This window comes from Bradyrhizobium sp. WBOS07, assembly GCF_024585165.1.
In the GTDB taxonomy this organism is placed as follows: Bacteria; Pseudomonadota; Alphaproteobacteria; order Rhizobiales; family Xanthobacteraceae; genus Bradyrhizobium; species Bradyrhizobium japonicum_B.
Genome location: NZ_CP029008.1, coordinates 2,168,043 through 2,191,408, shown reverse-complemented (window position 1 = coordinate 2,191,408; position 23,366 = coordinate 2,168,043). Strand labels below are relative to the sequence as shown.

Here is a 23,366-nt window from a genome sequence, read left to right as displayed (position 1 = left end):
AAAGACGGAATCAGAGCGCGATGCGCCCAGCGGTCATTTTCAGGTCAGGAACTTCGGTGGGGGCGGATCGAGACCGCGCACGGTGTCGGTCAGAGGGGCCGTCGCCCGGATGAGGACCGCCAGCTTGGGTTCCATCACAGTCATGACTTGCTGCGGAGGCGCTGCAACGGAAACCGCGAAGCAGCCATGGCAGTGATGGTCGACGATGGCACCGGTCTCAGGGCCGCTATCGGACTTGGTATCGACCATCCAAGCCACCGGGGAACCGGTTGGATTTGTCACGTCAAGGTCGAGACACCGATGCAGCGCACCCGACATCAGATAGGTCACGATCAGAAATACGGACACGATCCCGCGCAAAGCAGGAACATGCCTCAATCCAGATCTGATCCGACCAATCGTCAATGACCACACTCTACGTTCGCGAGTTGGTAGGTAGCATGGGCGCAAGGCTCGCGTCGACCCGCAATATTATAACAATCCCAAACATTTGTTGCGTGTCAATCGCAACTTCTAGGAATCGAGCATGCGGGTAACCCTGTCCCAGTTCTGGGACGTAGCTGCAGGCTTTTCTTCGGAGGCAGCGTACCCGTCTTATGCGACGTTCTTTCACGGCTTCCTAAACGATAGCATTGCAACCCGTCCGATCCGCACCGAATGCGAGGACTGCAGTTTGGCCCCGGCAAAGCCCGCCTTTTTGAAGAGTTTGCCCCAAGTTCCATCGACGTGGGATTGAACCGCAATCCTGCTTGAAATCTGCGCTGCAAGGTTGAGGACGATGCGCTCTTCGCGGCCGGTCGGTCGGTCATAGTCCGCAACATAAAATACACCTCCACGGCGCAGGATTCGGAAAGTTTCCTTCGCCAAGGCGATCTTTTCATCGGGAGTTCTCAAATGAAAGGCGAGTACGCACATCGCGCGGTCGAAGCTGCCAGTGTGAACCGGAAGGGCCACAACGGAAGGTGCGTCAATGAACGTAATATTCTCGATGTGCTGTTCTTCGATCGCTCGCTTTGACTTTCGGACGATCGATGGATCGGGATCCGCTACAACGATACTGAGCTCCGTGAACCGCTCCGCAAGCGAGATCGCCGTCGCTGCGCTTCCCCGTCCGAACGCCAAGAGGCGCTCTCCGCGCTTTGGAGACATCAACTCGAACAAGGGCTCCTGCCACGACGTGTCGCGCAGCATTGCAGCGGCGAATCGGTAGTAGAGCGGTTTGAGCGCCGCCACGACCAAAATCGATAGAAACTTCATGCGGTGTCGCGACCGCGAGGCCAATGGCGGAGCGCGTCCGAAGCCGTCAGAAGCTTCGCGCGCTTGAGGACGCTCTTCAGCTCCTCGAGTTCTGCGAGAAGCCGGTGCGCCTTGCCGCTCGCGTTATTGGCAACATACGCGTTCGCTGCGTTCATGGAGCCAGACAGGTTTTCTATCTGCCACCGAGCGTTGCTCGAGAGCGCAAGGAGAACAACACGGCGATCGGTAGCGCTCGGCTTGCGGCGGATCAGTCCTTTGGACTCGAGCAATTGAGACTGCGCCGTGACAAAGGACCCGTCCACGGCGAGCTTGTCCGACACCACGCTGACCCGCACCCCCTCTTCGTCCGCAAGATGCGATATCGCCATCAGAATGTTCCATTGAGCCACCGTGACACCCAGGCCGGCCGCCCAACACTTCTGCACTTCGCTCAAACAGCCGTGAATTTGCTTCACCTCCCAGGACAATCGCTGCAAGAGGTCGTCCGGCGCCGAAGTCTGCGAACCTTCAACTTGCTTGGTTTCCATAACGTGATCCTTCAATTCCAATGCGGCCGCCGACGGCGCCTGCAAAACGGAATGGCCCCGAAAGAGCGGCTTCTGAAAAATGCGCTGTCGATCCAGGTCGCCTGCATGCTCGCGGCCCCAGCAGCTTGGCTGAGCTCGCAAAGGCTTTGAGAGCGACGCCGTCGCCATCCCAAAGGCAGGGACGACAGCATCGCGCTGCGGCGCGAGGGAGGTTCGACGGAAAACGGAAACAGGACGCGCGATGCGTCCCGCGTCGTTCGCCTTAGGTCAGAGATTTCGGCGGGGGTGGATCAAGACCGCGAACATTCCCGTATAGGGGAGCCGCCGATTTCGGCAACTCGGCGGGCTTCAAGTCCAGGGCGAGTTGAGCCTGTTGTGCAGGCGCCGGGACCGATACCGAGAAGCAACCGTGACAGTGGTGATCGGCTACCAAACCCCGTTCGGGCGATTGGGAGGTTTTGCCGTCCGTGGCCACGATCGCCAAGGATGATCCGGAGCGAATGGCGGCGTCGACATCAACGAGTCCGTGCAGAACGCCAGACAGGAGGTACACCAGGGTCAGGAGAACGGACACGATCCTGCGCGACGCAGTAACGCGCTGAGTTCTCGATATGACCTGACTACCTGACAATGATCACGCTCTTGGTGAGACGACGACGCTACCTAACATGATGGCTACCTTTCGTCGATCCGCAAAATATCGCGAGCGCGTTCGTCGCTTTTCGAAGGGTTCCACTTGGGCCTGCCCCCGAGTGGTGGCTTACAAATCCTCACCAGCTAACTTTCTGAGTTCGTTCTTGTCGTCTTCGCGCAGGATCGTGTTGGCAACTTGATCGTAGGCCCGGGTAGCAGCAACGAGACTGCTCATCTCATGGACCGCGTTTACGTTCGCCCCCTCCAAGGCTCCCGTAGCGAGCCGAATCTGCGCCGGAGGCACCTCGTTCGCAGGCAACTCCGATGAAAACAGCGTGCTTCCCTCGGCGCGCAACTTGGCATTATCCTCGAACTTCACCAGGCGCAGACGTCCTATCGGTCCCCTCGCCGTCGAGATGGTCCCATCGGCTCCGATGCTCACCGGCCCATCGCGTGGCGGAACCTGTAAGGGGCCGGTCGCAGTCAAGACGATATCGCCCGACAACGTGACCACGCGGCCTTCCTTGTCGAGCGTGAACGCTCCGTTCCGCGTGTAGCGATCTCCGGCAGCCGTCCGGATCACAAAGAAGCCGTCACCGACGACCGCGACATCCGTTCCGTTCCCGGTGGCCTTGAGGGGGCCGCCAGAAAAATCGGTGTAGCCGGTGACGGCCACAAGCGATCGCATCGGAGCCGAGGGCATGTCGTCGGCTTCCTTCGCTTTCGTGAGATATTCGCGGAACTGAAGCCCCTCGCGTTTGAACCCCGTCGTGGTTTGATTGGCAACGTTTCGAGCAACCTTGTCCAATTGCTGTTGCAACGTGATCAATCGCGATAGCCCGATGACGGTCTTGTCGGACATTGGAAGACTGCCTTTCAAACTGCCGAATGAGGCCGGTGGTCGCCGTTGCGCTGCGCTTGCTTGGTTTGAGGATCGCAGCGGGTGGGATCCACAAGGCATGTGAGCCGCCGCGCGCTCGGTTCTCGGCTTGGAGCCGACATAACTGCGCGCGGCTTTGTCTTGCCGTCGACAATGTCGTCGGATGGAGCCTTCAGCCCTTGTACTTGGCTTGGCCCGACTTGCCCGTGTCCGTCTTGATCATGAGTGTGATCGCGGTGGATGCCGTAATCGGCTTCTTCGTTTCACCCTTCAGGACGTTCTCTCCCGACGGAGAAAGGACAATCGTCTCGCGATCGTCGCCGTTCACGATCAGAGCGGAGGCCGTATAGCCCTTCGTCGACACGGGCTTGTTGTCCTCGTTGAGGACGTTGAACGTCACGGCATTTCCCGACGGCAGAAACTCGATATGCACGCCGGCCGCATCCGCAAGAACGCCGCCGTTGGGTCCCTTCGAACCGTGTGAATGTTGAGCGTGAGCCGGGACGACCGAGAGCAACACGGCCAGTATCAGCGCGGCGGGTTTCATGCAGTTTCTCCTTGTGCGGTTGCGGAAGTCGACTTCGTCGTGACCGCTTCACGACGGAAGAGCGTGTAGAGCGCCGGCAAGACCAGCAGCGTCAAAATGGTCGATGATACGATTCCGCCGATGACCACGGTGGCGAGTGGTCGCTGCACCTCGGCGCCGGCGCCGGTCGCGATCGCCATGGGCACGAATCCCAGGCTTGCGACCAGGGCGGTCATCAGAACCGGCCTCAATCTGGTCAGCGCGCCCTCGCGAACGGCTTCGACGACAGGCTTGCCCTCCGTTCGCAGCTTCTGGATGAACGCGATGATGACCAGGCCATTCAGGACGGCGACGCCCGATAGCGCGATAAACCCGATACCGGCACTGATCGAAAGCGGGATGTCGCGCAGCAGCAGGGCGGCAATGCCGCCCGTGAGCGCGAGCGGCACCCCGCTGAAGACCAACGCGGCATCGGCGAACGTTCCCAGGCTCATGAAGAGCAACACGAAGATCAGGAGCAGCGCGATCGGAACGACGATGGTCAGCCGCTTGGTTGCGGAAACCAACTGCTCGAACTGTCCTCCATAGGTGATCCAGTAACCCGCAGGCACCTTGACGCCGTCGGTGATCCGCCGCTGGGCGTCGGCGACGAACGAGCCGAGGTCTCGGCCGCGCACGTTCGCGGTGACCACGATGCGCCGCTTGCCGTTTTCCCGGCTTATCTGATTGGGACCCGGAGCTGCGTCGATCTCGGCGACCGAAGAGAGCGGGACGTAACGGACCTGCCCCAAGGGTGAATTGCCCCACGCCGCCTTGATGGCCCCAGCCTGACCTTCGCGCACGGGAAGCGGGATCGGAAGATTGCGGATCGCTTCCATATCCGAGCGAAGGTGTTCGGGCAGCCGAACGATGATTTCGAAGCGACGATCGCCTTCGAACACCAAGCCGGCGCTCTTGCCGCCGACCGCAATCTCGACGATGCCCTGGACATCGGAGATGCTCAGGCCTTGTCGCGCCAAAGCCTGCCGGTTCAATTTGACCGTGAGCACGGGCAGCCCGGAGACCTGCTCCGTCTTCACGTCCGCTGCCCCCTGCACGCCTTGCAGCACGCTTTGCACCTGGCCGGCGACCTGCAGGAGCGTGTTCAGGTCGTCGCCGAAGATCTTGACACCCACATCGCTGCGAACGCCCGATATCAGCTCGTTGAAGCGCATCTGAATCGGCTGGGTGAACTCATAGTTGTTGCCCGGCACCTCCGCGACGACCTTTTCGATCTTGGAGACGAGCTGCGCCTTGGTCATCGAGGGATCAGGCCACTGCGCGTGGGGTTTGAGCATGATGTAGGTGTCAGCGACGTTCGGCGGCATTGGATCGGTCGCCACCTCTGCCGTGCCGATCTTGGAAAAGACCTCACGGACCTCGGGCACCTTCCGGATGGCCTCCTCCAGCTTGATCTGCATATCCACGGCCTGCGTCAGGCTCGTCCCCGGAATGCGCATCGCGTGCGTGGCGACATCCCCTTCATCGAGCGAGGGTATGAACTCGCCGCCCATGCGAGACGCGGCAATTCCGCTGACGATCACCAACGCGCCGGCCGCCAGTGCGACCATGTGTCGATTGCGTATCGAGGCATCGAGAAGCGGCACATAGGCGAAGCGAGCCCCGCGCATGAACCAGTTCTCCTTCTCGGTCACTTTGCCGGTCACCAGAATGGCGACAGCGGCCGGAACAAACGTCATGGATAGGATGGCGGCGCCGCCCAGCGCCATGAGGACGGTCAGGGCCATGGGCGTGAACATCTTGCCTTCCACGCCCGTCAAGGTGAGAACCGGGAGGTAGACGACCGCGATGATGAGCGTCCCGAACAGGCTGGGCTGGACGACCTCGCCCGCTCCCGCCAGGATCGTATCGAAGCGCTCCTCGCGGCTCAGTATGCGCCCTCTGCGGTGCTGCTCCTCCGCAAGCAGCCGCAGGCAGTTCTCGACGATGATGACCGCACCGTCGATGATGATGCCGAAGTCGATGGCGCCGAGCGACATGAGGTTCGCGCTGACCTTGTTCTCGACCATTCCCGTCACGGTAATGAGCATCGACAAGGGAATGACGAGCGCGGTGGCGATGGCCGCTCTGAAATTGCCGAGGATCAACAGCAGGATCACGATGACGAGGATCGCGCCCTCGAGCAGATTCTTCTCTACGGTCGCGATCGTGGCCTCGACGAGGCGCGTACGGTCGTAGAGCGCCCTCGCCACCACACCTTCGGGTAGGGATTTCGCGATCTCGTCCAGTTTCGCCGAAACACGTTGAGCCACCGTTCGGCTGTTTTCGCCGATGAGCAGCATGGCCGTGCCGACAACGGTCTCGCGCCCATTCAGCGTTGCCGAACCGGTACGGAGCTCTCGCCCTTCGATCACTTCTGCGATGTCGCCGATCCGGACCGGGATCCCTTCGCGCGCCCCGATCACGATGTTTCGGATGTCGCTCGCGTCGCCCACCTGCCCCGGCGTGCGAACCAGGTATTGCTCGCCATTTCGTTCGATATAGCCCGCGCCGACGTTGGCATTGTTCGACGCAAGCGCGGTCATTACATCGCGAAAATTCAGCCGATACGCCATCAGCTTGGTAGGATCGGGCAGGACGTGGAATTGCCGCTCGAACCCGCCGATGGTATTGACCTCGACCACGCCGGGCACCGTCCGCAATTGCGGCTTGATGATCCAATCCTGGATCGTGCGGAGGTCTATCGGGCTGATCTCGCTCCCGTCGGGGTTTTTGGCTGCCTTCTTCGCCTCTACGGCGAACATGAATATCTCGCCGAGGCCTGTCGAAATCGGTCCCATCGCCATTTCGATGCCGTTCGGCAGGAGGTCTTTCACCTGCTGCAAACGCTCGTTGACCAACTGGCGCGCGAAATAGATGTTCGTGCCGTCGGCGAAGACGACGGTGACCTGGCTTAGTCCGTATCTGGACAGCGACCGTGTGTATTGGAGGTTCGGTAACCCGCCCATGCCGGTTTCGACTGGAAACGTTATGCGCTGTTCGACCTCCAGAGGCGAATAGCCCGCCGCGCTCACGTTGATCTGCACCTGGACGTTGGTGATGTCCGGTACCGCGTCGATCGGAAGGCGCGTGAAGTTCCACGCACCTACCGCCCCGACTGCGAGCACCGCGAAAAGGACCAACCATCGCTGACGGATGGAGAATGCGATTATCGCGGTGATGACGCCGTGCTTCCGGTCGCCGACCGGACCCTGCTCAGTGCTCATGGGCGGCCGTTCCCTTGGCTATTTCAGCCTTCACGATGAAGCTGTTTCGTCCCACGTACAGGTCCCCCTCCTCCAGGCCGAACTGCACCTCGACGTGTTCGCGATCGCGAGCACCCAGCTCGACCTCGCGCACCTCGAATTTCAGGCCATTGCGGACGAAGACGACGTTGCGGTTTTCGAAGCTTTGGACGGCGGTCGATTTGACGACGATCGGCGCGGACTTGTCCGAGAGCATCAGGCGCGCCGTGACGAACATGCCTGGCCTCAGTCTTGTCCCCTCGTTCGGCACGCTGGTGCGCGCAAGAGCGCTCTGCGTATCCGCGCTGCCGACGGGCGAAATGTAGGTCAGCCTGGCCTCGATCGGCTTCCCGCCGTCGCCGACGTCAATGACGACCTTGTCGCCTTCCCGCACCCGCTTCAGGTCCCGTCGATAGACGGATAGGTCGACCCATACGGTGGAAATATCGGCGATCGTGAAGGCTGCCTTTTGCTCCGACGCGTATTCACCGAGAGAAATTTGGCGGTCGATGACCGTGCCGGCCAACGGCGCCCGGATCTCATACGTCGTGAGACTCTGGTTGCTCTCGATCTTGGCCAGGAGGTCGTTCTTTTCGACGCGATGACCGACGCTCGCCTTGATCTCGCGGACGACTCCTGGAAATCGCGGAGTTACCTGAACGAGAGCCTCCTGATTTGGCTGCAAAATGCCGTTGAGGAGCAGACTGTCGCGAAGAACGCCGGGCGCTGCGACGAGGAGCTCGATATCGGAAGACCTGAGCTTGTCGTCGCTCATTTCGACGCCGTCGGCGTGACCTCCTTCTTCGTGGCCATGCCCCGCCTCCGATTGCTTGCCGGAGCTCTGCTGAGGCAAGTTCAACAGGAAGAAGCCGATTGCAGCCAGCGCGATAGTTGCCAGGACCGAGTTCGCGAAAAGCCGCTTCATGGCGCGCTTCTCGCTGCGCGGCGGGCGCGGTCGCGCAGCGCCAGGCAAACGAGGGTTCCCAAGCCGCATCGACCGGCCGACGACGAACGCCGCTCCCACGTCTCGAAACCCATGGGCAAAGCGACGAATACATGCGCTCGCGCTTCTCGCGCGGCAGCGATCTCAGAAGACATGGAAATAGACCTGCAAACGAAGGCAAGAAGGCGCACGGATGCGCCGAGCGGGTTCGTTCAGATCAGGCCTTTGGAGGGGGAGTATCCAATGCGGAGGAGGTGCCGGTCAGCCGCTTCGTCGGCATAGCGACTGGCTTCGTCACGGCCGCAGCGAGCGACCAGGCTGCCGTGGCCCGAGCGGGCGAGACGGAGAAGCACCCGTGGCAATGTCGTTCGGTCAGAACGCTGTCGCCACCGGTCGTGCTTCCCAGCCCTGCAGTCGAAAAGACGGTCTCGGTCGAGCCGGTGATTGCCACATGGTCGATATGGGCACTATGGAGGACGGCGGCGCTCAAATGGCCGAGCGCAAGCAACAGAACCAGCAGATCGCGCAGCCGGCGAAGTAGAGCATTGCTGGTGGCGGCGATCGGCATAACGCGAGGCAAATCCGCAGAGGCAGAAGTGGCGCTGTCGCTATGGGCGACTCGGCATACTTGGCACTCCTACACGTCGCTCGGTCGGTTGTCCTCAGCAAAAACGCGGGGTGCGACAATGTTGCCGCGCTCGCTGCGACTACCCCGGCTACAAGAAGTTACTGCAGCCACTTCGCCTTCTTTGAGTTCCGCGTTGCAACGCAAGCTCTAGCCTACGCGACGCTCCGGGTCTTTTCGGAGGGTTGAGATAGGCCGGTGGTCTCGGCTGCCTCGGATTTCGCATCGGCTATTCGCTCCACCGATCCGGCGATGCCTCGCAGCGGCGTGCCGAAGTCGGGAATGTCGATCAAAGCCAACAGCAGACCGGCGATCCAGAACGCGTGCATCCCGGTGAACAAGGAGATCAGGCCGAGCACCGCGACGAACTCGAACTGCAGGTTCTGCGACTTGTGTGCCATCCGCTCGGGCAGGCTATGCAGCTTCCAGTAAAGCACTCCCACGGAAAAGATCACCGCCACCAAGAAGAACCCCATCACCAGCAGTAGCACGTCGGAGCCATCGGCCCCCGGCAGGAAGAACGGAAGCTTATGAGGAGCCTGGGGGTGAATCTCGTTGGCCAAACCTGTCTCCCGACGAAGCGCGGAATTCTTACTTCTCTCCGAATAGGAGCGCTCGCACCGAGGACATTGATCCAAATCAACGCATAACGTCCCGCGCCCGAAGCGGCGTCCAGACGGAAATCCGATAAGCCGCCACCTACGGATTTGCGCGGACTGGACCCCGTGCGTGCTGCGCAATCTCGCGCCCGATGAGCGCGCAAAGGCCCGGAGGAACCGCGGGGCGCCGCTGGAAGGCCCCTTTCCTCCGACGAGAGAGACCTCTCACTTCGCCGAGCGGGACCTCACCTTGCGTCCTTTGAGATAAGCATCGATCGCCTTCTCGGCGAGAATATAGGCCGGCTTGCCGTCCTCGATCGCCGCCGACTTGAGAGCCTTGATGAGGTCCTTGGGCAAATAAAGCAAAATCTGCCGCCTGCCCTCCTCCCCCTCTCGGGCCTCCGACACATCGATCCTGGGCCGCTTCATTCGCCGATCTCCGCAAAGTCAACCGTGGATAGCTGACTATCAAAAGACGCATACCATCGAGACCCGTTCCCGAATAGCCGAAACAGATCATTTTAATGCCTCTGTTCACAGCTTCGTAGCACATCGCCTGCTCATCGCTGCACTGATTCCATGCCCACGATTGTACTTTTCCGCGCTTCTAGATAGCGAGCTATCTATTGACTCAACGGGGGCGCACGGCTATCTGGCTGTTATCGGATTGGAAATGCGGCGATCAACATGAACGACGACGAAGAGAACGACAGGGCGGCGGTACGGATCGCGCAGTTCATCGTCCAAGGAGTTCTTCAGTCATGTGCGTCGATATTCCCGGCCATCCGTCCGACCTCCGCCCCTTCCTGACCGCCAAAAGCCCGACGCCGATTCCGGTCGGCGACGCGGTCCGGCTCGATCTCTTGATTCAGTTGGCCCTCGATCCCGCGGTGACGGCCATCGAGCACGTCGCTTCGGTCACTCTCTGTGGGGTCGCCTACCCGCTGGATCTTCTGCTTGCGACGCGCGGTAACGCCCGGTTGATCCTCGACGTCGGACCTCCGCTTCGCGATCTCGACGACGAAGGAACACTCCTGCTCGCGGCCGACGAACTTCGGGCGATGATCGTGCCTCTCTCGCTGGACGACGTGTACTCGCGACCGCGGTCATCGAACGCCAGGCTGATCTGGGCCTACCGTAAGCGCCTGGTTCCCGCCGATGGCCGAGAGCGGATCTCCGCGGCCATCGAGAACGACCGCGACTGCACCGTTGCCAGTCTGGGCTTCGGTCTCCGCGACTGGGTCTTCGCGCTCGCCTGCGAGGGCGCCGTCGCGATCGACATCGACCGCGACCCGATCGTCGACGCCCGCGTGTGTCTTGGCCGGTTTGCCCGGGTCCCGCCACTCCGCTCCCACGCACCGCGCTGAGGTTCCGGATGTGCGAATGGCGTCAACGGCTCATCGATCGGTTTCCCGAGTTGTTCGACGGCGCCACGGTCGCCGGGCATGTCCCCGGCCTGTCGCTGGTGGATGATGGTTGGCAGCAGATCGTGTGCCGAGCCATCGCCCGGATCGCGACGGCGGTCGGTGCCTCGCCACTGAAGATCACAACGATCTCCAGGCGATCCGGGGTGCTGAGGCTCGATTACCATCGTTCCTCGTCGATCGCGCGTCTCCCGGATATCGAGGCCGCGATCCAGTACGCCATCGCGCTGGCGGAGGCCGGTTCGGCGTGCACGTGCGAGCGGTGCGGCCGCGAGGGATGTCTTCACCAAGTCGGTTCGGAACTTGTCACCGCGTGTCTGGCGCATTCGAACGGGGTGAAGGTGCGCGAGGTGCGTGGCTTCGAAAACCTGCATGTCGTGCGGTCGTTCGACGGTAAACGCCCGGGGCCGATCATTCTTGGTCGTTATGACCGAATTACCGACGTCTTCGTCGCGGTCGATCCGCGCTCGCTCCCGGCAAAGGAGTGAGCGCGTGCGCATCTGGACCATGAGCGATCTCCATATCGAAACCGCGAGGGGCTGGGACCTGCCCTTTCCTTCGCAGCGGCCCACCTATGACGTGTTCGTTTGCGCCGGCGATCTCATGCCGGGCTTCGCGCGGGGCGTGAAGTGGTTGGCCGAGCGCATCGACGACCATCCGGTCGTGGTGGTGGCCGGCAATCACGAATTCTTTGGGCGGGACATCGACCGCGAGCTCGACAAGGCCCGCGAGGCCGCCCTCGGCACCAACGTCGTCGTACTTGATGACGAAACCAAGTTGATCGGCGGCAAAGGCGGCGTCCTCATCGCCGGCGCCGTCGGGTGGACCGACTTCGACCTGTACGGCACGCCGGAGAAGTCCATGCTCGCGGCCGCCGCCGGCATGAACGACTACCGTCGGATCCGGACGGATCGCTATGCCCGGCGGCTCCGTCCTCGAGACACGCTCGCCCGCCATCGCAAGACCCGCGAGTTCATCTCGTCGACGTTCGGCGGCCCGAAGACATCGAAACGGCTGCTCGTCACCCATCATCCCCTCCACGCTTTCGGCGGTCGGAGCCGTCCGGCGTCGACCACGGACGAGCAGGATCTCTTGGGCCCGGCCTACGCTTCGCGCTGCCCCGAGGTGTTCGCTCTCGGTCTGGACGCGGCCATCAGCGGGCACACGCACGTCAGCTTCGAGCTGGCGGTCGAGGGCGTGAAGCTCATCGCGAACTGCAAGGGATACGGCCCCTGGGACGCTGTCTCGCGCTGGGAAAACGATGACTTCGATCCCTGCTTCACGTTCGACATCTAGGAGGACGCGATGGACGACGAGATCACCCCCGCGCCGCACGACAACGGTTTCTACTCGACCCAACCTTCGACCGGACATGAGCCATGCGCTTCGACCACAGGATCCGCCCCCGATCTGCCGATTTCGTTTCGCCAAAGGCTTCACGACCGATTCCGCACGCTGGCGGGATCGTCAGGGACGCCTTGCTACAGGCAACGTTGGACCCCGAGATTCTTGAAATCGGCTTCCTCGGGACGGCGGGGACCGAAGCGCGGCCGGTAGATCTTCAAGTCGTCACCTTCCGGACAAATGCCGGCTGGCGGTATCTGGACATCGAGGTCTGCCGGCCGCTGCGGTCGCTCGGGGAAGCCGATGCCTTCGATCGGGAACTTCGGGCACGCGGCCTGGCGCCCTATACATTGACCGGAGCGGATATTCTCAAGGAGCCCCGCTTCTCCACGGCTCGCGCGATCTGGACGTACCGACGCTTTTCGGTTCCGCCGGACATGCGTCACCGGCTGCTCGCGGCCTTGGCGGAGGACGGGCCGATGTCGCTCCATCATCTCTGCACTTTGGTACCCGGACCTCTCGATCCGTTTGCGTCGGTGCTATCGCTCGCATGCCGCAACGAGGTCGAGATCGACATTTCGACGCCGCTAAGCCCGTCGACGACCGTGAGGTCTCGCTCATGACCGGGGGGTTCTCCAAACTGCGGCACGGTATGTTGCCCGCTCCGGAAGACGATCCGGAGGTCACCGACCTGGAGGCAGCGATCGAAGGTCCACCGGATGAAGTTCCCGCTCGCCGCTCCGATCGACCTGACGCGCGGCTGAATGCGAAAAAGGTTCGCGGCGCGATCGTAGCCGAGGCTTTTCGGCGGGCCGCCCCTCCGTCGCTGAGGCGGGCCATTGCGGCGGGACGTCCGGTCGCGAGCGTCGTTCAGGTCCCCTCCTCGGCATGGATGGAGGCAGTCGACCAATATCTAAGCGAGGCTCGCGTCATGACTATCGCACGCGCCGGCTCGAACAAGTCGATCGACGTCAATCACGTCGGAAACGAAGAGGTAGCGAAGTGCCTGGTCGCGGGACGCAGCGTCGTCGGGATATCGACGGATCCGCAACGTTTCTTGCCGACCACTCTGCTGCTGTCGGCCGACGTCAGCGTGAAACTGGTTCCGCCCGACGCCAAGTCGGTCCGCGTCCTTCTCAGAACTCTGCTGCCACTGACGGGACGCATACCGAGCAGCCGCATCGCCGACACGTCAGGTCTCGATCTGAACGATCTGGTTTCCATCTTCAGGAGCGGATCGACGGCTTCCGACGCGCTGGAGCGGCTTGCGACCCTCGCGATGCGCCGGCGGCAGAGCTCGCCCCATGTCGAAGGTGCGTCGATCCTCTCCGACGCGATCGAGTTCGGCGGTGCCGCTCGAATTTTTGGCCTGAACTTCGTGAAGGATGTCCAAGATTGGAGACGAGGATCCATACAGTGGGCGGAAGCGGACCACGGCGCGATTCTGCATTCAGAGCCGGGCCACGGGAAAAATTTTTTCGTTAATTCTCTCGCCTTGGCGGCAGGCACCGGCCTCGTCGTCGCGAAGATCTCAGATTTTTTCGCCGAACGCGAAGGACACTTGGGCGATGTCGTCAAGTCGCTCAAGGCCGTGTTCAGCAAGGCTCGAGCGGAAGCGGCTCGTTTTGGACCGTCGGGGCAGCGCGGATGTCTTTTGGCATTCGACGAATTGGATGAACTGCCTTCTAGAAACCGGCTGTCGCGGCACAACAGCGACTTTTTTTCGGTCGTCGTAGGCGAGATGTTGACGAGTTTGGATTCCGTCATGTCCGACAATGAGAGCAACGTCGGGCTGTGCGTGTTGGGAATGACCAACCGGCTCGACGCCATCGATCCCGCACTCCTGCGTCCCGGGCGCTTCGAACGCACGATCGAGATTCCCCGACCCGACGCGGCAGGCCTGGCCAACGTCCTGCGATATCATCTTCGAGGCACGGCGCTGGAGGGTATGGATCTGTCATCCGCGGCGCGTCTGCTCGAAGGCATCTCCCCGGCCGAAGCGATGGACGTCGCAAGAGCGGCGAGGCGCGCCGCAAGGCGTGCCGGCCGGCCTCTCAACGTCGACGACCTCGTCAGGGAAGGTAGCGGGCCGGCACTTCCCCAGGCGGTCTTGCGTCGGGTGGCGGTACATGAGGCGGGCCACCTGGTCGCCAGCATCGCGACCGGGGGCAAACCTCTCAGCGCCAGGATTCTCAACCGGGGAAAGATCGGTGGCGATGCTCGCCTGAATTTCGACGACAACCGAGTGTGGACGCTCGAGCGTCTGGAGACCCATGTCGTGTTTCTGCTCGGGGGTCTCTGTGCAGAGAAGGTGGTCCTCGGCTCGGTTTCCACTGGGGCCGGTGGCACTCAGTTGAGCGACCTGGCGATCTGCACGTCGCTCCTCGCGGCCGCCTTTACGTCGACGCCCCTGCTCGGTGGGCTCGTCTACCGCGGCGCCGATGGCGAAGCGCTGGCCATGGTCAGTAGAGATGCGAGGCTCGCCAAGCAGGTCGACGACCGACTGAAAATGCTCGAGCGGCGAGCGACCGGGATAATCACGCGGCACGCGGCCGCCGTCGTCCGGATCGCGGAGGCCCTCGTTGCCCGACGTTACGTAAGCGGCGACGAAGCGATGGATCTCTTCCGGGGTCGAACGCCCGTCCGACAACTCATCGCAACTGTCGCAACCGATACGCCGAGGAATACCCCATGATCCGCGTTCATATTGAACTTCTGCCGGGAGGCTCGACGCATCTTCGGCGCTCCATCGCGAGTGTCCGGATATCCAATCTGAGCGATCTGGCGGACCGATCCGACTACGGCATCGACGTGCTGGAGACCGCCAACCCGCTCGCAGGGACCCCGCCGCGGCTCGCCAGCACCAAGGTGTTCGACCACTACCGACGGCAGTCGATCTGGGCGTTGCTGGCCAAGGTGGTGGACGCCATCGAAAGCGCCGATTTCGTGGAGCTCTGAATGAAAATCCGGTCGCCCACGACGTCGCCATTTGCTCCGGAGAGCTCGGCCTGGTTGGACGGCTTGAGAGATGCGGATGCTTCGGCGTCGACGATGGACTGTTATTCACGGGACATTCGGAATCTTGCGGCTGCGCTCGGCTCCGACGAGGTAGCCGCAATCGTGCGGATCGACCAGTCGGTCATCGACGGCATTGCGGCCACCTGGGCCGCGACCGGGACGGCGCAGTCCACCATCTTTAGACGCTTCTCCGCGTTGCGAAGTTTTGCCCGCTTTCTTAGCCTGGAGCGTTCCTATGACTGCTCGAAGCTGCTGAGCTGCCGCTTCCCACCGTGCGGTAGGGTCCGCCGCGCGGCCGTCGGCGACGACGTCATCGAGATCATGCTCGCGGTGTCGCCGAGCGATCGCGATGAGTCATGGACACACGCGCGCGATCACGCTGCGCTTCGCTTGGCTGCATCGTCCGGTCTCACGACCGCCGAGTTGGTCGCGTTGAACCGCGGCGACTACAACCCACGGCTTTCGACGGTCAGGGTAACCGGCTCCCACCTGAACGGGCGACCCGGCATCGTTTCGCCGGACGCCAAAGAGTGGCTGGAGCGCTACCTGCGAGTACAGCCCTTCGAGCTTCCGCCGAGCGCACCTTTGTTCGTTACGGCGCGGGGGACCCGCTTCAGCGCGCGATCGCTTCAACTGGCTTGCCGCCGGCTGCGACAGGCGACTGGAGTCGGTCCGGACGCCGTGCCTACGTCAATGCGCAACGCTCTCGCCGCGAACCTGGTCCGCTCCGGTGCGGCGCCCGAAGTGGTGGCAAAGACCTTGGGCATCGGCGTCGCCGCAGCGTGGCGCTACTTCAACGCGCCGGAGATGCTGTGATGTGCGCAGCGGCACGAATGCAGGAAAAACGCAAGAGCGCAAAATCTGGCGACAAACGTAGAGCCGCCCTGAGAATTTTTAGGAAATGCTCCGAAACGGCTCGAAGAAATCCACGGGATTCATTTCGCTAGGATTCCGGAAGGCCGATGGTATTCAATGAGATACGCCGCAGCGGCGACACCACGGGGACAGCGGAATGATCTAGTCAATGGACTATGCGCGACCGGAGCGGACTCCGGTCGCGCAGGTATCGAAGGATCTCCGGACCACGCCCGCAAAGCCGTTCCGAGAAATCCAAGTCCGCAAATCCCGGACGAAAGTCCGGCATCGCTCGGCAGTAACGACCAAGAAGAACTCTTGGACGACAGGAGAATCGCACGTCCGATTCCAAGTCGCAAGCCCTTCTTGAATCCTTTCCGCCGAACAAAAGTCTCGCTGGGTATCGCTGCGCGAGTCCTTCGGACACGGCAAGAAAGGTCTGCGACAAGGTGCGTTCCGTCCATAACCATCTCTCCCCGATCGTCGAGCGCATCTTCGGTGCCATCGATCACGCGTTCGGAATCCCTACGCGGGTCTATCGCGACAACTCGCGCGAATTCTGCAGCATTAGCACTCTGGATTCTTTTGTCCGAGAGCAGGTCGATCTCGTCTATGGAGACCTGCGCCAGCGCCCCGACGAGGACATCGATGCCTAAGAAGATCGAGCGCGTCTGGACCGCCCTCTGCGACGGCGTCGAGGTCTTCCGCCTCGAAGCCAATGAGGCGACGCGCCGCGTGATCACTGGCCGCCGCAATCACGTCGTCGGCGGTCACTATTCTATGAAGATGAACGGGCACATCGTCCACGAAGGCGGCATCGAAGAGCGCTTCGTCCGGGTCTGCGACTACGTGCTCGGCGTCAAGCGGATCTGGGCCCAGCCGGAGACGATCCGGATGAACGTCTTTCCTGAGTTCGCGAACGAGATCTACACGCCCGACTTTCTCGTCGAGCACGACGCCGGCTTCGTCCGCTACGAAATCAAAGAGTGGCGCGAACTTCGTCCGCCGCGGCCGACCGTCGGCGACGAAAAAGCGCAGAAGCGCTGGGATGACGCGGTCCTGCTCCGCGCGCGTCTCCGTCGCATCCGCGAAGCCTACCGGCGGGCTGGCCTTCCTTTTCGCGTCATAACGGAGCGCGGCATCGGCTTGCGTTGGGGAGACCGCGACGTCGTGGACGAGATCGCGGCCAACGACCGGTGGGACATCGAACCGGAGGAGCTCGACCGGCTCGTCACGGCGCTGAACGACGCCGGCGGCTCCCTGCCCCTGTCGCGTTGCCAGGCCCTCTTCGAGGAGGCTCCCCATCCGCGCGGCGTCGTGCTGTCGCGCATCCCGGAGCGCATCGTCTACATCGACCTGTTCGCCCCGATCGGACCCGAGACGATCGTCCACAAGGGAGCGATCTCATGCTGAAGATTCTCGATGCGAGCGAGGCCGCCGCCTTGTCCACGCCCGTGGACGAGGAACCGCGTCCCACCATCGACTACCTTCTCTTCGATAACCTGACGCCCAACCAGACTGTTCTCATCGACAGCAAACCTCACCAGTTCTTCAAGAAGATGGAGGGCGAAGGCCCCCACCTCCTCATCAACCACCATACCGGCGAGACCGCGCGCTTAACAACGACCCGGCTGATCGAGCTATTCCAGGAGGGGCGCTACTACAACCCTCTGAGGAAGCCGCCTCTGGTCGACGAGAAGAAGAGTATCGACGAAACACGCGCGTTGATCGGCAAGGTTTACCACACCCTCAACGCCAAGCCGCGCGGACGCGCGGCCGGCATCTGGCGTTACGTCGGCGCGTTCATCAACGAGATGCTTATCGCGCCGCCCGGGAAGCCGTTCTACCAGAACCATGCAAACGCTGAAACGATCATAGAACGGGTCGACGGTACGATCGACCTCGAGAACCTGAAGCGGCCGCAAGGGAAGCAGATTAAGAAGCCCAAGAAGACGACGCGAACGGTTCTTCGCTGGGTGGCCGCCGAACTGGTGCACGGCATGCAGGAAGCCACCTTCGTGCACAAGAATGCGATCAAGTCCCGCGAGCAGAAACTGCCCAAGGAAGTGTTTTCCATCATCTCCGCGACCATCCGTTACCTGGTCGAAATCTCGGCCGAGTTCGGCCCGACCAAGATTCAAATGGTGGCGAACCAGAGGATCGATGGCCGCAACGCGGAGATCCGGATCCGCAACGAGGAGATCAAAAAGCTCATCGAGAATGGCGAACTTTCGGAGAGGCGGTTGCTCGATGAGCTTCCGACCGTTGGTTTGACGACGGTACAGGTTCAGTACCGTCGCTTCGACGCGTGGATCAGGCTCGCAAAGGAGCAAGGTGTACAGGCTGCAGATCTCCAGTTCGGCGGCCAGGGAAGTTTCGAGCGTCCCAAACGCATCCTGGACGTTGTCGAGTACGATCACCACCAATTCGATTTCGCGGGCATCTTGGGCGAGACCCCGTTCGGTCGTGTCTGGTCGAAGGCCGGAATCGACAGGTTCTGGATTTGCCTCGGTTTGGATACCTACAGCGGGTACCCTGTCGGATTTTTTCCGTCGTTCGAACCAGGCGGGCTTTACCCAGCACTGGCCGCGATCGATCACGGCATCAAGGTCAAGACTTACGTCGATAAGCGATTTCCGCAGATTCGCGGATCTCTCCTGAGCTACGGCAAGCCAAGAAAGATCCGGTACGACAACGGGAAGGAGTTCGTTTCGGAACAGATGGCGCTGGCCTTGGCCCGCGTCAGGATCGGGTTCGAGATGGCGGTGCCCCATCAGCCGGACACCAAACCCTATGTGGAGCGGTTTTTCGGAACGCTCGAGTCGGATTTCGTGTCGTGGCTTAAGGGATCGACCGGATCCAGTCCGCAAAAGCGAGGCGCGCGCAAACCACTGCTCGACGCGTGCATCACGATCGACGACTTCATCATGCTGTTCCACCTCTGGCTGATCGAGGTCTACGCCCGGCGCAAGCAGGAAGGAATGGACTGGGACACTCCGGAAGAGCGGTGGCTCCGAGGTGCGTCGAGCGATTCTAGCCGCCCGCAGCCGCTCACCGCGGACGAAGCCAAGAAGTGGGACTTGATCCCGAGTTTGGAGTTGAAGCTTACCGCGGGCAAGGACGGCATCCTCTGGAACAACCTCGTCTATCAGTCACCGCAAATCCAGGCGATGCGAGCCCGATCGGGCAGCATGGGAAAGAGAAAGCGCACGAACACGCCAGTCACCGTGCGCATTCCGCTGGCGAACGTAGGCCGCTGCGTGGTGATCGATCACACTAGCCGCTTCCCCGGTAACGAACACCTCCCGGAGGAGTTCGTGGTGATGTCGACCGACGAGGAGGCGCACGGCCTCACAAAATTCCAGTGGGAGGCGCTGAGCAAACTGCGCCTCGCAAAGAAACATGCCCCCACAGAGCATCCCTCCCACAGGGTCGGATTCAACCACCTCCTCGAGGAAGCACTGAAAGCTATGGGCGCGGTCCCGACCGGCGAGCGGCCTCCGGCGAAAGCCGTGCTCTCGAACGGGTACTATCCCCGTATAGCCGGTGTCCTCGGTCGAGGCGCCGAGGAGCATGCGCTCGCCGTCACCGATGAGTTGATCGAGAGGACCGGAATCTTCAGGCCGGCCTCCGCGACCGAAGAGGTTGTCCCGCCGCCTCCCGTTCATGCTGCTCGCGCAGAAGAGACATCCGTAAAGGATACGTCCGCACCGCGCAAGAAGCTCCGGTTCGGGGTGGACGCGCCGATCATCAGGTCGCAGTAAGCGCAAATGTCCGATCTGGAAAATATCCTCAATTCTCCGCTTGTTTTGAGCAAGCTCGACGACATTAGAGGCATCTTCGTGAGGCATACGAAGGCCGAAGAAGCGCGGGAGATGGTCTTGTTGTCGCTCGCGTTCGCCAAGCGCTTGCGCGAAAACTCGAGCACGTATCTCATCGGCTGGTCGCGTTGCGGAAAGAGTGAGATCGTCAAGCGAATGCTCACAGAACGCACCGGCAAGCCCGTATCGAAGGAAAAAATTCAGCTGCTTCAGGGCAACGGAAAGCGCTACCTGTACGTCGACCTCATGGGCGGATCGACGCCGCGGATATTGGCCCGGAAGATCAACTTTAAGATCTTCAACGATCGGCTCAGCCTGCGACTCGGCGAGGAGGAAGGCACCGACGCGCTCATCGCTAATCTCAATGACAACGAAGTGGACGCGGTCTTCCTAGATGAGGCGCAGAATCTCGCGGAGGACGGTGTGAAGAAGCTGGCGAGGTTCATTCTGGCGTTCGAGAACTCCTGCAACGCGCCCTTGTTCGTCGTGGGGCCCCCGGTCCTGACGAAGATGATGGTCAAGGCGGACGCGATGGGGCAGCGGTCCGGCGGCATGAAGATCCTTTCGCCCTTCGGCTTCGCGAACGACGCCCAACGGGAGGAACATGCGGCGTTTGTGGCCGCCTTCTCGGATGAGCTTCCCTTCGAATCGAACTGGTTTAAGGAGAACGAAGACGACCACCACATGCTGCGTGCGACGTTCTTCGCACAGCGCGGACGTCCCGGCCGACATTCGCTGCTGGTGGAGGCGGCGGTACCTCACGCCTTCATGCGGACCGGCGGGGTCGAGCCGAAGGAACTGACGAAAGAAGACATCGCCGCGGGTTTCGATCGCGTCTTTCTCAGCCAGGAGATCATGCAGGGCCGTAACCCATTTCGAGGCGAAGACTACAGCAGGCTTCCTTCGTTCCCGCTCAGCGTGGAACAGGAAGCGACCACCGAGTAGGTCCGACACGATGATTCCGAACACGCCGTGGCTCAAGACCGTATCGCAGTTCGACGACGAAGCCATCGCTTCCGTCGCGGTCCGGTTGGCTCCGATGGGGCGCATCGACGCCGACAAGCTGCTCCGGCTTCATCTCGACATGCCCTGGGAGTCAGTCTCGGCGATCGCCGGCAAACCCGAGGCAGTCGCCGAACTGGCAGCCTTGGGTTCGTTCGATCTCCAAAGGCTCTCGATCGGCGCTTATAAAATATTCAAAGATCGCATCGAATTCCTTGGTCGCGAACTGCCCGTGGGTTGGTTCTTGCCAGAGCGTCGTAGGGTCGCGCCCGCTCGTTTGGCAGCGGACGGCAACGATGCTCGCATCAGGAACCGCTGGCTTGTCTCGGCCTTTCCTTGCGACGTCGAGAGCGGCGAGGTGCTGCTCGACAGATGCCCGTCGTGCATCAACCTGTTGGGCTGGAGAAATATGACCAACGTTTGGTCCTGCCAGATCTGTGACTTCGACATGCGGACTGCGAGGCCAAAGGCCTGTCCGCATGAGATCGTCGCCGCTGCCAAGGAGCTGGCCGACTACATCTTTGACTATGATCTTAGATTGCCGGGTCCTCTCGGCGACCTGTCGTCGGTGGACATTCTCAAGCTCAGCGGATGGATGGCCTACTTTAGAGCTATTCCTCAGGAGCTCTTCCTCGGCATCACCGTGAAAAACGCCGCCGCAGGATTTTCGCAACTCAAGCGATGGCCTTGCTCGTTCGATGAGATTGTCCTCGACCTCCTCGGGGCCTCGACCGCAGCCGACCTGGCTGTCGGGGATACGATCTCGCGTTATAAGGCCGCCGCGGGGATCATGGCCTCCATCGACCGCCTGCCCTCGCTCAACGCCCGCGATATCCTGAAGTCACGCCTGATGGAACTTCTGCACCTCGGTCACGGCTTCGCCGAAGCCTTCCTCAACGTAACGGAACCGGTGCTGCCGCTCGGGCTCGCTATTTCAGGGCTCGACCGTCGACGATCGAGTAAAGCCGCTCGAGCCAAGACCGACCGAGGTCTAATCCCGTCGGATTGAACACGTAAACTTTGCCCTCGCGCGTCTCTTTCTCCGCAACCAGCCCGATGGTGTGCAGGATTTCCATCACCTCGACGATGCGAGCGGTGGAGGTGTCCAAGACCAGCAGCAGATCCCCACGCGAGCAAGGACCATGGGCCAAGGTTTCAAGGATCTTGCGGGTATTGACATTGGCGAGGGCCTGGAACACCCGCGTCAGAAAAAGCTGGTTGTTAGGATCGTCAAAGTCGACCATGCCAAACCTCTGTCGGTTAGCACGCCACGACTTCCGAGCGCGCTGCGGCCTAGCGAGACCGCGCTCTTAACCCGACCCTAAAGCGCCCGAAAGTCAACGGAACGGCCATCCGGGAGCCGGGAAAACCCACCTCTTTTGGACGTGTCAACAGTGCCAAAATGGAGTTTCAGAAATGACGGCAGTGCCAAATTTGAGTCTTGAGTGCCAAAATCTGCTAACTGCATGAAAAAAAAGACTGAACAAACCTAGGCACATAGCGTGTGGATAAATCGGCTCTAGTGCCAAAATCTAGCGCGGATTACATCCTGCCAAGACCTCGCGTGATGTCCCCCCGCGGTTATGGATGTGTTCTGAATCATCGTCGAAGGCTCCCGCTCGACTGCTCGACGACCAGCGCAGCAGCTGCCGTGGTTGCCGCAGGCGCCTCAGTCCGCCGCCAGCGAACGCAGCCAGGCCAATCTCGAGATCGCGTGCTCGGCAAGCTGCTGCAGGCGTTCGAGATCGGCTGCATCGCTCGACCGCTCGGCGCCCTCGAGGTAACCATCGACGAGCGCTTCGGCGACCTCCAATGGGCCCTTGCGTTCCATGGACGCCGGAAAGCTCCCGACGCCCGCGGCGGCGCCGGCCATCTCGACCGTCTGTTGGCGAATGTCCCGGATCCGGAGCGCCGCCGGTCCGCTCAGGCGTTGTTCCATCTCGCCGAGCTGCGCAGCCAGGCGGCGCTCGAGCCGAGCCGCGTCGATGCGAGGCAATGCCGTCTCGGCATTGCTGCGGTCGTGCTCATGATGATAGGCGCGCCGCCGCTCCTTCCGCAGTGTGGCGACATGGCCGAGCTCCTCCCTGGCCATGGCCTCGGAGGCCTTCTTGACCTCGGGATCATGCGAGTAGGCGGCCAGATAGGACCAGAAGGCGAAAGCGCGCTCCTCGTTGCGCACCGCGATGGCGAGCGCGCGATATGGCGTCATCAATTGTGACGTTTTGACCTCGGCGGCGGTCTCCGGAGGCAGCGCTTCCGGCGCCTCCCAGCGCACCATGGCGGGGTCCGGGCGCTTGCCGCGGCGCGATTGCGACCACTGCGTCACATTGTCCACGTGCTCGCGCTCAGCCGCAGCGAGATGTGCGAACACCTCTGCCAGATCATCCTTGCCCTGCCCGCGCATCTCTTCGGCAAGAGAATCGTATTTGCTGGCCGCTTCCTGCTCCATTGCATGCGCTAGCGCAAAGAGCTCGTCGACCGACTCCAATACACCGGCGGGCTCGGCATTGAGCAATGACGTGCGTAGGAATGGCATACCAAGGACTCCACATGCAGATTTCTGATCCGGTTCCGCGCGAACACAAATCTCATCAGCGGGGTTGACAGAGTCAGTCGCGCACTATGAGC

24 protein-coding genes are annotated in these 23,366 nt (G+C 61.7%); 12 read left to right on the top strand and 12 right to left on the bottom strand.

Annotated elements, in window-relative coordinates; genetic code table 11:
- Positions 1-39: 39 nt before the first annotated feature.
- From DCM79_RS10330 to DCM79_RS10285, 10 genes are all read right to left on the bottom strand, one after another.
- Positions 40-348, bottom strand: a complete 309-nt coding sequence (locus tag DCM79_RS10330; RefSeq protein WP_151650244.1) for a hypothetical protein — start codon at positions 346-348, stop codon at positions 40-42.
- A gap of 261 nt (positions 349-609) precedes the next feature.
- Positions 610-1,257, bottom strand: a complete 648-nt coding sequence (locus DCM79_RS10325; RefSeq protein ID WP_257179744.1) for a class I SAM-dependent methyltransferase — start codon at positions 1,255-1,257, stop codon at positions 610-612.
- A complete protein-coding gene (locus DCM79_RS10320) occupies positions 1,254-1,784 on the bottom strand; it encodes a MarR family winged helix-turn-helix transcriptional regulator (protein ID WP_257179743.1) in 531 nt (176 codons plus the stop codon). The genes DCM79_RS10325 and DCM79_RS10320 overlap by 4 nt, the downstream gene beginning before the upstream one ends.
- A gap of 760 nt (positions 1,785-2,544) precedes the next feature.
- A complete protein-coding gene (flgF, locus tag DCM79_RS10315; RefSeq protein ID WP_257179742.1) occupies positions 2,545-3,279 on the bottom strand; it encodes a flagellar basal-body rod protein FlgF in 735 nt (244 codons plus the stop codon).
- Positions 3,280-3,469: 190 nt separating this feature from the next.
- Positions 3,470-3,844, bottom strand: coding sequence for a hypothetical protein (locus tag DCM79_RS10310; protein ID WP_257179741.1), 375 nt, complete (start codon positions 3,842-3,844; stop codon positions 3,470-3,472).
- The gene (locus DCM79_RS10305) at positions 3,841-7,089 is read right to left on the bottom strand and encodes an efflux RND transporter permease subunit (protein WP_257179740.1); all 3,249 of its coding nucleotides are present in this window, start codon (positions 7,087-7,089) and stop codon (positions 3,841-3,843) included. The genes DCM79_RS10310 and DCM79_RS10305 overlap by 4 nt, the downstream gene beginning before the upstream one ends.
- Complete coding sequence (gene ihpB, locus DCM79_RS10300) at positions 7,079-8,032, bottom strand: divalent metal ion exporter adaptor subunit IhpB (protein ID WP_257179739.1); 954 nt, start codon at positions 8,030-8,032, stop codon at positions 7,079-7,081. The genes DCM79_RS10305 and ihpB overlap by 11 nt, the downstream gene beginning before the upstream one ends.
- A gap of 235 nt (positions 8,033-8,267) precedes the next feature.
- Positions 8,268-8,618 (bottom strand): hypothetical protein, encoded by a 351-nt coding sequence (locus DCM79_RS10295; protein WP_257179738.1) that lies wholly within the window; start codon positions 8,616-8,618, stop codon positions 8,268-8,270.
- Positions 8,619-8,830: 212 nt separating this feature from the next.
- Positions 8,831-9,238, bottom strand: coding sequence for a hypothetical protein (locus DCM79_RS10290; RefSeq protein ID WP_257179737.1), 408 nt, complete (start codon positions 9,236-9,238; stop codon positions 8,831-8,833).
- A gap of 261 nt (positions 9,239-9,499) precedes the next feature.
- On the bottom strand, positions 9,500-9,703 hold the full coding sequence (locus DCM79_RS10285) for a hypothetical protein (RefSeq protein ID WP_257179736.1): 204 nt from the start codon (positions 9,701-9,703) through the stop codon (positions 9,500-9,502).
- Between the two features lie 332 nt (positions 9,704-10,035).
- On the opposite strand from DCM79_RS10285, the gene DCM79_RS10280 reads away from it, so the two are divergent.
- The 12 genes from DCM79_RS10280 to DCM79_RS10225 all read left to right on the top strand — a co-directional run bounded on the left by DCM79_RS10280 (position 10,036) and on the right by DCM79_RS10225 (position 21,747).
- Entirely contained in the window at positions 10,036-10,641 is a 606-nt protein-coding gene (locus DCM79_RS10280; RefSeq protein WP_257179735.1) for a hypothetical protein, read from the top strand.
- Between the two features lie 8 nt (positions 10,642-10,649).
- A complete protein-coding gene (locus DCM79_RS10275) occupies positions 10,650-11,186 on the top strand; it encodes a hypothetical protein (RefSeq protein ID WP_257179734.1) in 537 nt (178 codons plus the stop codon).
- Between the two features lie 4 nt (positions 11,187-11,190).
- A complete protein-coding gene (locus tag DCM79_RS10270) occupies positions 11,191-11,994 on the top strand; it encodes a metallophosphoesterase (RefSeq protein ID WP_257179733.1) in 804 nt (267 codons plus the stop codon).
- Between the two features lie 83 nt (positions 11,995-12,077).
- The gene (locus DCM79_RS10265; protein ID WP_257179732.1) at positions 12,078-12,665 is read left to right on the top strand and encodes a hypothetical protein; all 588 of its coding nucleotides are present in this window, start codon (positions 12,078-12,080) and stop codon (positions 12,663-12,665) included.
- A complete protein-coding gene (locus tag DCM79_RS10260; RefSeq protein ID WP_257179731.1) occupies positions 12,662-14,737 on the top strand; it encodes an AAA family ATPase in 2,076 nt (691 codons plus the stop codon). The genes DCM79_RS10265 and DCM79_RS10260 overlap by 4 nt, the downstream gene beginning before the upstream one ends.
- Positions 14,734-15,000: a hypothetical protein gene (locus tag DCM79_RS10255; protein WP_257179730.1), complete on the top strand. Its 267-nt coding sequence runs from the start codon at positions 14,734-14,736 to the stop codon at positions 14,998-15,000. The genes DCM79_RS10260 and DCM79_RS10255 overlap by 4 nt, the downstream gene beginning before the upstream one ends.
- Positions 15,001-15,876, top strand: a complete 876-nt coding sequence (locus tag DCM79_RS10250) for a tyrosine-type recombinase/integrase (RefSeq protein WP_257179728.1) — start codon at positions 15,001-15,003, stop codon at positions 15,874-15,876. It abuts the gene before it with no gap.
- A 488-nt stretch (positions 15,877-16,364) separates the two neighbouring features.
- Positions 16,365-16,571 (top strand): hypothetical protein, encoded by a 207-nt coding sequence (locus DCM79_RS10245; RefSeq protein ID WP_257179727.1) that lies wholly within the window; start codon positions 16,365-16,367, stop codon positions 16,569-16,571.
- Positions 16,564-17,328, top strand: a complete 765-nt coding sequence (locus DCM79_RS10240) for a Tn7 transposase TnsA N-terminal domain-containing protein (RefSeq protein ID WP_257179726.1) — start codon at positions 16,564-16,566, stop codon at positions 17,326-17,328. Before DCM79_RS10245 ends, DCM79_RS10240 begins: the two co-directional genes overlap by 8 nt.
- Positions 17,322-19,679, top strand: coding sequence for a hypothetical protein (locus tag DCM79_RS10235; RefSeq protein ID WP_257179725.1), 2,358 nt, complete (start codon positions 17,322-17,324; stop codon positions 19,677-19,679). The genes DCM79_RS10240 and DCM79_RS10235 overlap by 7 nt, the downstream gene beginning before the upstream one ends.
- A 6-nt stretch (positions 19,680-19,685) precedes the next feature.
- Positions 19,686-20,681, top strand: a complete 996-nt coding sequence (locus DCM79_RS10230) for an ATP-binding protein (protein ID WP_257179724.1) — start codon at positions 19,686-19,688, stop codon at positions 20,679-20,681.
- 10 nt (positions 20,682-20,691) lie between these two features.
- Positions 20,692-21,747, top strand: a complete 1,056-nt coding sequence (locus DCM79_RS10225) for a TniQ family protein (protein WP_028136468.1) — start codon at positions 20,692-20,694, stop codon at positions 21,745-21,747.
- Here the strand turns inward: DCM79_RS10225 and DCM79_RS10220 are convergent.
- The gene (locus DCM79_RS10220; RefSeq protein ID WP_151650248.1) at positions 21,668-21,982 is read right to left on the bottom strand and encodes a hypothetical protein; all 315 of its coding nucleotides are present in this window, start codon (positions 21,980-21,982) and stop codon (positions 21,668-21,670) included. The genes DCM79_RS10225 and DCM79_RS10220 overlap by 80 nt on opposite strands.
- Before the next feature lie 425 nt (positions 21,983-22,407).
- Positions 22,408-23,274: a ferritin family protein gene (locus tag DCM79_RS10215; RefSeq protein WP_257179723.1), complete on the bottom strand. Its 867-nt coding sequence runs from the start codon at positions 23,272-23,274 to the stop codon at positions 22,408-22,410.
- Positions 23,275-23,366: the final 92 nt, after the last annotated feature.